Origin of the sequence: Collinsella sp. AM15-2 (genome assembly GCF_003471985.1) — a bacterium.
Lineage (GTDB): Bacteria > Actinomycetota > Coriobacteriia > Coriobacteriales > Coriobacteriaceae > Collinsella.
The window spans coordinates 20,443-31,971 of sequence record NZ_QRKO01000024.1 but is presented as its reverse complement, the minus strand read 5'-3'; the positions used below and the strand labels follow the sequence as shown (position 1 = coordinate 31,971).

The 11,529-nt window shown below is 55.8% G+C and carries 8 protein-coding genes; 2 read left to right on the top strand and 6 right to left on the bottom strand.

Going from position 1 to position 11,529, the window contains the following annotated elements; all coding sequences use genetic code 11:
- Nucleotides 1–222 precede the first annotated feature (222 nt).
- Nucleotides 223–1,362, bottom strand: a complete 1,140-nt coding sequence (gene tgt, locus DW171_RS09010) for a tRNA guanosine(34) transglycosylase Tgt (protein WP_118271004.1) — start codon at nt 1,360–1,362, stop codon at nt 223–225.
- A 346-nt stretch (nt 1,363–1,708) separates the two neighbouring features.
- Entirely contained in the window at nt 1,709–2,509 is an 801-nt protein-coding gene (locus DW171_RS09005; protein WP_118271003.1) for an SDR family NAD(P)-dependent oxidoreductase, read from the bottom strand.
- 295 nt (nt 2,510–2,804) lie between these two features.
- On the opposite strand from DW171_RS09005, the gene DW171_RS09000 reads away from it, so the two are divergent.
- Nucleotides 2,805–4,568, top strand: coding sequence for a hypothetical protein (locus DW171_RS09000; RefSeq protein ID WP_117839731.1), 1,764 nt, complete (start codon nt 2,805–2,807; stop codon nt 4,566–4,568).
- Nucleotides 4,569–4,919: 351 nt separating this feature from the next.
- Here the strand turns inward: DW171_RS09000 and queA are convergent, their stop codons facing one another.
- The 4 genes from queA to DW171_RS08980 all read right to left on the bottom strand — a co-directional run bounded on the left by queA (nt 4,920) and on the right by DW171_RS08980 (nt 10,024).
- The gene (queA, locus tag DW171_RS08995) at nt 4,920–6,131 is read right to left on the bottom strand and encodes a tRNA preQ1(34) S-adenosylmethionine ribosyltransferase-isomerase QueA (RefSeq protein WP_118271002.1); all 1,212 of its coding nucleotides are present in this window, start codon (nt 6,129–6,131) and stop codon (nt 4,920–4,922) included.
- Between the two features lie 134 nt (nt 6,132–6,265).
- On the bottom strand, nt 6,266–7,276 hold the full coding sequence (gene argF, locus DW171_RS08990) for an ornithine carbamoyltransferase (protein WP_118271001.1): 1,011 nt from the start codon (nt 7,274–7,276) through the stop codon (nt 6,266–6,268).
- Between the two features lie 32 nt (nt 7,277–7,308).
- Nucleotides 7,309–8,553 carry an arginine deiminase gene (locus DW171_RS08985; RefSeq protein WP_035137319.1) on the bottom strand — a complete coding sequence of 415 codons (1,245 nt, stop codon included), beginning with the start codon at nt 8,551–8,553 and terminating at the stop codon, nt 7,309–7,311.
- A gap of 28 nt (nt 8,554–8,581) precedes the next feature.
- On the bottom strand, nt 8,582–10,024 hold the full coding sequence (locus tag DW171_RS08980) for a YfcC family protein (RefSeq protein ID WP_035137320.1): 1,443 nt from the start codon (nt 10,022–10,024) through the stop codon (nt 8,582–8,584).
- A gap of 253 nt (nt 10,025–10,277) precedes the next feature.
- Between DW171_RS08980 and DW171_RS08975 the strand changes: the two genes are divergently transcribed.
- The gene (locus tag DW171_RS08975) at nt 10,278–11,528 is read left to right on the top strand and encodes an arginine deiminase family protein (protein WP_118271000.1); all 1,251 of its coding nucleotides are present in this window, start codon (nt 10,278–10,280) and stop codon (nt 11,526–11,528) included.
- Nucleotide 11,529 lies beyond the last annotated feature (1 nt).

Below are 11,529 nucleotides of genomic sequence, written 5' to 3'. Positions count from 1 at the left end.
TAAAAAGCCTCCCATTTCTCGTGTCCAAGAAATGGGAGGCAGTTCACGACGCCATGCGTCAAACACCCGCCCGAACATCAACTATTCGGTATGGTACCCACGATGCATCAAGTGCTTGCAAGCTATCGGTCATCGGTCGCGCAAGCGGTGTTAGCGAACGTGATGACCGGCCGGTGCTCGCCCCTTGCCATTGCCCGCGCTCTGCAAGCGCCCGCGCCGCTCTTAGTAGTCCACCGCCGCAGGACTGTTCATCCAGTCGCTCACAAACGCGCCGTAGCGGCCCTCGATAATGGCCTGACGGGCACGCTGCATAAGGTTGAGCAGGTAATAGATGTTGTGCATCGACAGCAGAATACCGCCGAGCATCTCCTTCTGCGTGACCATGTGACGGATGAGCGCGCGGCTGTAGCCGCCCGTGCACACCGGGCAGGTGCAGGTGGGATCGATGGGGCCGTCGTCGTGCGCAAAGCGCGCGTTGCGGAAGTTAAGGCGACCTTCACTGGAGAACGCCGTACCCATGCGGCCGGTGCGCGTCGGCAGCACGCAGTCGAACATGTCGATGCCCACGCCAACGCCGCGCACGAGCGTGGTAGGGTTGCCGACGCCCATGAGGTAGCGCGGCTTGTGCTTAGGCATATACTCGGAAACCAGCGGCGCCAGTGTCTCGAACATGGTCTCGTGGTCCTCGCCCACCGAGTAGCCGCCGATGCCGTAACCGGGGAAGTCGCCGCACTCCTCCAGGTGGCGCAGCGAACGCAGGCGCAGATCCAGGTGCATGCCGCCCTGAACGATGCCAAAGAGCGCCTGGTCATCGCGGGTATGCGCCTTATAGCAGCGCTCGGCCCACATGCTCGACAGCTCAACGGCGCGCTCAACGTAGGCGCGCGTGGCGGGATAGCCCGGGCACTGGTCGAGCTGCATGCAGATATCGGAGCCGAGTTTCATGGCGATTTCCATGTTGTCCTCGGGCGTCCAAAACACGTGGCGGCCGTCGTAATCGTTGACGATAAAGCGCACGCCCTCATCGGTGAGCTTGACGGCATCGTTGTGGCTGAAGACCTGGAAACCGCCCGAGTCGGTGAGGATGGGGCCGTGCCAGTTCATGAACTTGTGCAGGCCGCCCAGCTCGGCGATGGTATCCTCGCCGGGACGCATGGACAGATGATAGGTATTGGCGAGCACGATCTGGGCGCCGAGCTTCTTGACAGTCTCGGTAGGAATGCCCTTGACGTTTGCCTTAGTGCCCACGGGCATAAAGATCGGCGTCTCGATGTCGCCGTGCGGGGTGTGCAGTACGCCGGCGCGCGCGTGCGTCGTCGGATCCTCGGTAATCAGGTCGAATTTAAAAAGGTTCTGGTCCATAAACTGGAACTCCTTGGTTGCGGTTCATACGCAAACCATTATACGGGCAACCCGCAAGAAGCACCGACTCGACAGAAACTGGTGCAAAGGAAACCTGCCCCCTTGCACCAATGCACCAGGATAAAAATGATCCGTTTTCCTCCGTCCCCAACGAATCATTCCCGAAAGCCACAGCAACGCCGATGTCTTGGAAATGTCAGCGAGCGGTCGCCAGAGCGAACAAATTGGCATGAAAAGAGGGCGGCATAGACCTTCTGGTCATGCCGTCCTCTTTGAATGACAAGTTGTCGCTCTGGCGACCGCGCAGCGTCGAGCCATTACGCGGTTTGGTAAAACCGCGTAACCCTTAAGGCCGCTGGCCCATGCCACCCTCGAGGGTGACCGTCTCGCCGTTCATATACTTAAAGTCGGGACCGCAGAGCTGAACGACAACGCGGCCGATCTCCTTCTCGACGTCGCCGTAATGGCCCGCCGGCGGCATGTGGACGTTGGCCTTGAACGCCTCGGGATAGGCATCCTGGAAGTTCTCGAGCGCAGCGGTCCAAGCAAGCGGGCACACGATGTTGACGTTGATGCCGTCCTTGCCCCACTCGTTGGCAGCAACGCGGGTCAGGCCGCGGATGCCCTCCTTGGCGGCAGCATAGCTGCACTGGCCATAGTTGCCAAACAGGCCGGCGCCCGAAGCAAAGTTGACCACGGAACCCTTGGTCTCCTTCAGGTGCGGATAGGCCTTCTGCATATACAGATAGGTGGCGTACAGGCCGGAGTAAATGGCCAGGTTGAACTGGTCCATGGTGTGGTCGGCGATGGTCACGCCCGAGGCGCTGGCCTGAGCGTTGTTGACGACGGCGTCGATGCGGCCGAACTCCTCAATGGCCTTGTCGATGACGTTCTGGACGACGACTTCGTTGTCCTGACCGGCCGAAACATCGGCCTGAACGGGCAGAACCTTGACACCGTACTCGGCCTCGAGAGACTCCTTGGCGGCCTCGAGCTTAGCAACGTTGCGGCCGGTGATGACGAGGTTTGCGCCCTCCTTGGCAAAAGCGATATCGATGCCGTAGCCGATGGAGCCAGCGGAACCGTCCTTAAGCGTGGCCTTGCCGCCGCCGGTGACGATCACGGTCTTGCCAGTGAAAAGTCCCATAAGAAAGTCCTTTCAAATCACGACGGGCACGCCCGCCGACTGCGCGCACCCAAATTCACGCGCCAAAAGCTGAAATGCAACTTTAACGTGTTCAAGTGAAAAATAAAGACTGCGGCAGGCGAACGGCACAACGTCATTCGGCGAAGGGGATGTCAAGCACAAACTGGATAAAGTGGCCGAGTTTTTGCTATCGACGCGAGCCATCGAACACGTTTTGAAACTTTGCTGCAGCGCGCGGGATGTCGGCGCGAGACTTTATCATAGGGTGACAAACAACGATGAGGAGCACATGCCTATGACAGACGAGCTGGACCCCCAGACTCAACAGCATATTGATGATTCCGCAGACGTCACCGCAGATGCTGACGCTGTGACCTGCGATGATATTGGCCTCGACGACCCCATCTTAGACGAAAGCGCTACGGCGGAAACCCCTGGCGCCGAAGATGCAGACGAGCAAAACGACGATGCGCCCGCTCAGGACGACCACCCCGTACAGGATGCTGCTCCGCAAGCTGCGGGCCCTATCGAGGTTTCTTCGGAAGAAGAGCTCGACGCCGTCATGGACTCCATGATGGATGCCGTCAAAGCGATGAAAGACGCCGTGGCCGACGCTGACGTTGACGCCGAGGAAGAGGAGGCCGCCGAGGCAGCCTCGACCTTCGTACCCGGCGAGACTCCGGTTGCCGACCAGGGCAGCACCATGCCCTCGTTTCTGCAGCTCGAGCATCCCACGATTGGCACCGATGCGGTCGACCCGCACGCAGCAGGCTTTTCTGTGATCGAAGGCGGTACCGGCAATATCGCCGTGCCGCAGACTGCCGATGCGGACGCTGCCGACACCGCTCGCCCGACTGCCCCGCACTCCCCCGCCGCGAGCCGCGATCTGGGGACCGCTGTCTCGAACACTGCGAACGCCGTGGGCACCTTTATCGCCCAGGGCGCCTCGGCCATGCGCGAGATGAACGCCGCGAAAAAGGCACTTGCCGATGCCCGCGCCCACCTGGCCGAACTTGAGCAGCGCATTGCCGATCAGGCCGAGGAACTCGAGACGCGCCAGGATATCGCAGGCCGCTACGACCAGATCGTCGCCGACCAGCGCCAGGCGATTGCCACGGCCCAAAAGACTGCAGCGGCCGCCGAGATTGACCGTGATGCCCACGCCTCCAAAGCGACAGAGCTCAAGGGTCAGCTCGAACAAATGAAGACAGAGGATGACGCGACTGAGCTCCGCCTGAAGGCCGCGCTCGACGCCGTGGAGGCCCGCGAGGCGAGCTCACGCGAGACCGGCAACCGCCTCGTTCGACGTCTTGAGGATTCCAAGCGCATCCGCGACAAGGTGAAGGCAGAGCGAGACGCCGGCATTGCCGCCGCGCAACAAACCGTCGACGCCACGCGCGCCCAGCTCGAGACGCTGCGTCATGAGTATGCCGAGCTGCAACGCAATCCCTCGGCAAATCCCGCCAACTATACGGTGCGCACCAGCGAGCTCTCGATGCAGATTTCCGACACAGCAGATGCCCTGCGTAAAGCCGAAGAAGATGTCCCGCGCATCACCGCCGACCTTGAGCATTCACTTGCCGCAGCCGAGCAGGCAGTCGAGCAGGCTCAAACCCCTATCGCCGACGCAAAACGCGCGCACCAAGCCGTGACGACCGAAGCCGATGCCGCGCGCGACGAGTTGCAGACGGCGAAGACTGCCGCCGCGACTCGTCAGCGCGAACTGCGCGAGAAGATCGCCGCGGAGGACAAGGCACGCCGCGAGCAGGAGCAGACCATCGCCAACGCCCAAGCAGATGCCGCACATGCGCAGTCGATCATCGAACAGGCGACCGAGGTGCACGACCACCCAGAGATCACCGAGTCGCTTGCAGGGTCCTTGGCCCGAGACAAAGCCGAACACACCGAGACCGAGCGAGAAGTCGCCCAGCTCGAGGCCACCGAGGACGCGGTGCGCGAGCGTACCCGCGACTCACGCATCAAATTCACCGGCGCCATCGTCTGCATCGTCGCCGCAATCCTGGTAATCATCCTAGTCTGGCTGTTCGCAAGCAAGTAAACCAGCCGCCAAGCAAGTAGTCATTGGGGACGTTCTTAAACGACTAGTCAAACAAGAACGTCCCCAACGACTAGCCCAATGACGAGAGTGGATAATCTCCCACTTTGAGCCCCCAAGCAGGCCAAAAACGGGAGATTATCCACTCTCATTCTGCAGGCACTCATTTAAGTACGTCCCCAATGAGTACCTGCCGATGCTTTGGCAAAGTCAGCGAAAACGCCCCTAAGCGAGCAAGGTGACGTGAAAGAGGAGGGCATTGACCTTCTGGTCATGCCCGACGATTGAACGTCAGATTGCCGCTTAGGGGCGTTTGCAGCGTCAACTGGTTACGCGGTTCGTAGAACCGCGTAACTAACAAATGAGCATCGCGTCGCCGAAGCTGAAGAAGCGGTAGCGCTCCTCGATGGCGGCGGCATAGGCATCCATGATCTGGTCGCGGGTGGCAAGCGCGCTTACGAGCATCATGAGCGTGGAGCGCGGCACGTGGAAGTTCGTGATCAGCGCGTCGACCACGTGATAGGTCGAGCCGGGCATGAGGTAAAGCTGCGTCGTGGCGTTCTCGCGCGCCACGATGTCGCCGCGGCCGAGCGTGTCGGCACCGTCCTCGCGGCCTTCAAAATAGCGCGCCGTCACAGCCGGATTGGACACCGGCGCGTCCGCGTCAAACGCACTCTCGAGCGAGCGCACCGCGGTGGTGCCGACGGCGATCACGCGGTGCCCCTCGGCCTTCGCCTTATGCACGGCGTCGACAACCTCCTGTGACACGTGGTAGCGCTCGGTGTGCATGACGTGCTGCGTGGGGTCGTCCTCCTCCACCAGACGGAAGGTATCAATACCCACCTCGAGCTCGACGGCGGCAAACTTCGCGCCCTTGGCCTCGATAGCGGCCATGAGCTCGGGGGTAAAGTGCAGACCCGCCGTAGGAGCGGCAGCCGAGTGCTCCTCCTTCATGGCGTAGACGGTCTGGTACTTCTCGGGATCGCCCTCGTAATCGGTAATGTAGGGCGGCAGCGGCACGTGGCCGGCGGCGTGAATGGCCTCGTCGAGCGTGCGCGGCTCGCCGGCGGCATTGCAACCGGCTGGCTCGAAGCGCACCAGACGGCCGCCGCGGCTATCGGTGACAAAGTCGACGACCTCGGCCGTCAGCACCACGGGAGCCCCTTCGGGCGCATGGGCGCCACCGGCGCGATACTCAATCTGAGCACCGGGCTTCAGACGCTTGCCCGGCTTGACCAGGCACTCCCAAACATGGCCGAGCGGATCCACGTCCTCGCGGCGCTTGAGCAGCAGCGTCTCGACCACGCCGCCCGAGCCCGTCTTGCGACCGATCAGGCGGGCCGGCATCACACGCGTCTTGTTGATGACGAGCACATCGCCCGGCTCGATATAGTCGATGATGTCGCGGAAGATGCGGTGCTCAACGGTACCGCCGTGCTCCAGCGGCTTCCCCGCCTGGGAGCCTTTGCGATCCACCACCAGCAGGCGGCAGGAGTCGCGCGGCTCGGCAGGAGCCTGGGCAATCAGTTCCTCAGGAAGGTTGTAGTCAAAATCATCGGTACGCATCTTTGCCTCTTTCACAAAGCGCGTCAGTCGAAAAAATCGACTGACGCGCGCATCATTCTCCCCTGTATCCTATCAGCTTGTTGAGAGAAATATAGTATGGCAAACAGATTTGCGACTGTTTTCTCAACGCCCCGCTACTTAAGCGTTGCGTACATCACCGCCTTAATCGTATGCATGCGATTCTCCGCTTCTTGGAAAACACGAGACTTATCGGACTCAAAAACCTCGTCCGTGACTTCCGTTTCGGTGACTCCAAACTTCTCAGCAATTTCGGCACCAACAGTAGTATTAGTATCGTGAAAGCTCGGAAGGCAGTGGAGGAAAATTGCCTCGGGCTTTGCCATAGACATCACCTCAGCGGTCACACGATACGGCGACATGAGCTTAATGCGGCTTTCCCACAGCTCTGCGGGCTGACCCATGCCAACCCAAACATCCGTGTAAATTACATCGGCATCACGAGCGCCTTCCTCAATATCCTCTGTAATGGTAATCGTCGATCCATGCTCGGCCGCAATACGACTACATTCTGCAAGGAGTTCAGGATCATAGGATGTAGCCCCCTCCGAATTTCCCCCGATTGGGCCGCAAGAACAGTAGTTAATGCCGAGCTTAGCGCAAATGACCATGAGCGAATCGGCGACGTTTCCGGCCGCCTTACCAAAAAATGTAAGTTTCCTGCCCTTAATCTCTCCAAACTCTTCACGTATGGTCAGAATATCGGCAAGCACTTGAGTCGGGTGGAATTCAGTAGTCAGCCCATTCCAAACGGGAACCCCAGCTTTTGCAGCAAGCTCCTCAACCTTCGCCTGTTCAAAGCCGCGGTATTCAATTCCGTCATACATGCGGCCAAGGACGCGAGCCGTGTCCTCAATCGACTCCTTTTTGCCCATCTGGGACGAGCCCGGATCCAAATAAGTTACACCCATGCCAAGGTCAAGTGCACCAACTTCGAAGGCGCAGCGAGTACGCGTGGAAGTCTTCTCAAATAGCAAAACAATATTCTTGCCTTCAAGGTATTTATGCGGAACACCGGCACGCTTCATGCTTTTGAAGTTAGCAGAAAGCTCAAGCAGATACTCAATCTCTTCCGTCGTGTAATCAAGCAGCTTCAGAAAACTGCGACCAGCGATATTAACACCCATATTCGCCATCTCCTATCACAGTGGATTTGCAACTAAATATCTTCGCGCCAGAAGGGCATGCTCATGCAGCGCGGGCCGCCACGACCGCGGGACAGTTCCTCGGAGGGAACGACCAAAAGTTCCAAACCGTTCTTGTAGAGCTCATCATTTGTGACAACATTGCGCTCGTAAACACAGACTTTACCAGGAGCAACGGCAAGAGTGTTCGACCCGTCGTTCCACTGCTCGCGAGACGCCTCAACCATATCGCCGGCACCGCACTCAATAAGCTGCACCTTCTCCACGCCAGTAGCCATTTCAAGAATATGCTCAAGCGTGTCATCAATCTCTTGAACAGCGACCATTCCCTCAGAGTCACCACGAGTCAGACGATAAACACGAAGGGTCTCAAAAATACCGGGATAAACTGTAAACTTATCGAAATCCACCATGGTGCAAACGGTGTCAAGATGCATGTAAGCATAGCCGTTGGGGATTTTAATAGCGTAAACGGTATCGATCTCAGAATTCCCAGATCCCCAGAACAAATTCTTTGCAAGCTCCTCAATCGCAGCCGCCTCAGTTCGCTGGCTAATTCCAATAGCCAAGGTATGAGCGTTAATGTTAAGCACATCACCGCCCTCGATATGCCAGGGATTCTTATGGTCGTACCAAATCGGAGTCCCTGCATAATCGGGATGGTATTTGAAAATCGCTTCATAGAAGGGCACTTCACGATCTCGCTGTTTCCAATACATATGGTGAAGCAGAACGCCTTTGCCCACGGAAGCAAGAGGGTCGCGAGAGAAATATGAACTCGGAAGAGGCTTCAACACCAAATCATCGGGCTTCGCATCCTCATTATCCATCATGCTAAGCGTAGTCGAGACGCGAGGCAGCTCAAGGTCACGATAACGATACCCCCCCATAGCCTCAAGTACAAACTGATACGAATCTGAAATAGCGTCGAGCTTTTCACGAACAGCCTGCTCAAGCATAGGATTGACAATTCCGCTCTCAGCCATAAATGTATCGGTAAACTCAGCGCGAGCCGAGGGGCATGCATCCAGCGCTTCAGCAACGAGTTTCTCCATATAGAGAACCTCAACACCTTCGCTCCTCAGAAGATCCGCAAAGGCATCATGCTCCTTTTGAGCCACATCAAGATAGAAACAGTCGTGAATCCAGACATCCTCGAACTCTTCTGCCTTTACGTTCACAAGGTCACGACCGGGGCGGTGAAGCACAACTTTCTTGAGCTTACCAATCTCGCTGTGTACATTCAGTCCTTTAGACATTCCTGTTACTCCATTTCAACCATGAAACCTACAGGGCAATAAGTCCCGAGATTGCTACGAATACGATATTGATGAGCGACACGACCAAGAAGAATTTCCAAACGGTCTTCCACCACTGGCCAAGCTTGATCTTGCACACGCCCAAACCCGCTACAAGAATGGCGCTAGTAGGACAGATCAAAGACATCGTCGCGCTACCCATGGAGAGAGCCCACACGGCAGCCTCGGGATTAAGGCCCATGAGTTCGGTCAAAGGTCCAAAAATGGGAGCGGTCAGTGCTGCAAGGCCAGATGAGCTGGGAACCAGGATCGCCAGGAGGTTCTCAACCGCATAAAGAAGCGTAGTAAAGAGAACCGCCGGGATGCCGCCCAGACCAGTGGCGAGCGCATTGAGGATGGTATCGATGATCATGCCGTCAGAGGCAATGACAAGGATGCCACGCGCAAGTCCAACGACAATTGCCGAGAAAGCAAAGTCAGCGATACCCGCAACAAATTCCTGAGCGATGACGTCCTGACTAAAGCCCGCAATAACACCAGCCAACAGGCCCATGGCCAAAAAGACCGCAGAAATCTCGTTCATATACCAGCCCTGGGTCACAAGTCCCCAGATGATAAGGCACATTCCAGCGATAAATACCGCAAGCACGCCTTTTTGACGACCCGTAAATTCCGCATCAAGGGCAGATTCATCGGCAGCGAACTCGACTTTCTTGGCGATATCATCCTCAAATGTGATCGATGACTCAGGATTCTTCTTTACCCTTCGTGCATAGAGGACAACCCAAGTAATTGCAACGGCGGTCAAAACAACCCAGGCAATCATACGCAGCCACAGCTGGGGGTTGCCCTGAATACCAAGAATACCTTGCGCAATGAGAACATTAAACGGATTAATCGTTGAGGCGATGTAACCCGTGCGCGCTCCAACGAACACGACCATGAACGCCGTCATCGAGTCGAAGCCCATAGCCATCATAATTGGCATGAAGATCGCAAAGAATGGGAGAGTTTCTTCCGCCATGCCAAAGCTCGTTCCGCCCAATGCAAAGAGAACCATCGCAATAGGAATAATTAGAATGTCTTTGTTCTTAAAGCGGCGAACGACACGACCCATTCCGCTCGTGATAGCGCCCGTTTTAGTAATAACCTGAAACGAACCGCCCACAATCAAGATGAATGCAACGACCTCAATTGCCTCTTGTATACCGCGCGTTGGAGCCTGAAGAACATCGAAGACACCTTGTCTGAGATCTACTTCATCCCCGGTTTCCTCGTCAATATATGTCTTTTCACTCTGCTCATACGTACCTGCGACGGTGACTTCACGACCGTTCACCTCCTGACGCTGATAGGACCCAGAGGGAACAATCCACGTGAGAACAGCGAAGATGACCATAAGTGCAAAGATGATCGCATATACGTGCGGGACCTTGAACTGCTTGATGCCTTTCGAACTTTCCGCTGCCATATCTCCTCCTTCATTCCTTTTCCCATCTATCCAGCTGGCACCATAAATGTATGAGGTTGCTCAGCGGTGGTCGGCCAACCATCGCTATCGTGTCGTTTTTCACCTATGAACGGCAGCTAAAGTGACGTTATTAATCAATCTGATATTTTAAATTGATGTTATTTGTCAATTACATACGTCTTTTAACTTTTCCGCAACACAACAAGGAACCTGCCTTAGCCTTATATAAAAACCAGCAGGACAGGAGACAGACATGCAAGGCATACACATAACAAATGAAATCGGTCATTTAAAAGCCGTACTTGTCCATCGACCAGGAGCTGAAACACAAAACTACCCTGATGCCGACTTCAGCCAAGTTTTCTCCCTGCGAAAATGGAGCGGTCGTTTTGACCTCGACAAAGCAATGTATGAGCACGATTCCATGGTTCAATTGCTTGAGAAGCATGGCGTAGAAACCATTGAAATTAGGGACCTTCTCGAAGACTCACTTGAAACTGAGCCCCAATCACTTAAATATTTTATTGATGACTACCTCCGTTGCAGCGGGGCAACAGGCAGAGAGTTCCTCGAGACAATAACCCAGCTGTTTGAGAACGCTAAGAACACCCAGGAATTGGTGAATATAGTACTTAACGGCATTCGCTTTGGAGACACTGAGCTATGTTCAAACCAGTCGGAAACACTACGGGCGCTCGTGCACGAGCAATTTGATCCCGCCTCGCTCTTGGTCAATCCCCTCAACACGCTTTTTTTCACTCGTGATCCTGCTGTGGTAGTCGGAGACGGCATCATCCTAAATCATATGTATTGGCCTGAGCGTGATCGTGAGGTCGCCTTATACCGGCAGATATTCACCCACCACAAGATCATGGGAGAAACTCCAATATGTGATTTGAACAGGAGTAGCTACCATATAGAAGGCGGAGACATTATTGTTATCAGTGCTAAGACAATATTAGTTGGAATCTCTGACCGAACTGAACCCGCCGCCGTCGAGTCACTTGCCAAAGAGCTCCTGACCTCAAATAAATTCCAGACCACCGAGCTAATTGCGATTCGAGTCCCCTCTGACGGGCTGCGTATCCACCTCGATACGTTCATAAGTAGAATTGATCACGACGCGTTCCTCATCGATCGTGAGATATGCAATGCCGTTGATGCATACAGCATTCAACTAAAACGATCCGGAAGGGGCCTTACGATCACTCCTATCGATCGCACGATTCCGGAAATACTCTCTGCAGCCTGTTGCGAACCAATAAAAGTGATTGACTGCGGAGGCGGGAATCAAACCGCCTACGAAAGAGAACGCCGGAACAACGCAACGTCTATCCTTGCGCTCTCGCCAGGAAAACTATGCGTATATGAAGAAAACGTTTGGACCAACGAAGCGCTTGAGAAAGCAGGAATGGAATTATTCCCGCTATCCATTGACGAGCTCACCAAAGGCTATGGTGGCACAAACTGTCTATGCCTCCCTCTGTGGCGAGAGGATCTATAGC

Bases quoted from the DNA above. Each gene is read 5' to 3' on its own strand.
- queA (WP_118271002.1), bottom strand. From the start codon at position 6,131: ATGCGTACCGATGATTTTGACTACAACCTTCCTGAGGAACTGATTGCC.
- DW171_RS08980 (WP_035137320.1), bottom strand. From the start codon at position 10,024: ATGGCAGCGGAAAGTTCGAAAGGCATCAAGCAGTTCAAGGTCCCGCAC.
- DW171_RS09005 (WP_118271003.1), bottom strand. From the start codon at position 2,509: ATGGGACTTTTCACTGGCAAGACCGTGATCGTCACCGGCGGCGGCAAG.
- DW171_RS08975 (WP_118271000.1), top strand. From the start codon at position 10,278: ATGCAAGGCATACACATAACAAATGAAATCGGTCATTTAAAAGCCGTA.
- tgt (WP_118271004.1), bottom strand. From the start codon at position 1,362: ATGGACCAGAACCTTTTTAAATTCGACCTGATTACCGAGGATCCGACG.
- DW171_RS09000 (WP_117839731.1), top strand. From the start codon at position 2,805: ATGACAGACGAGCTGGACCCCCAGACTCAACAGCATATTGATGATTCC.
- DW171_RS08985 (WP_035137319.1), bottom strand. From the start codon at position 8,553: ATGTCTAAAGGACTGAATGTACACAGCGAGATTGGTAAGCTCAAGAAA.
- argF (WP_118271001.1), bottom strand. From the start codon at position 7,276: ATGGGTGTTAATATCGCTGGTCGCAGTTTTCTGAAGCTGCTTGATTAC.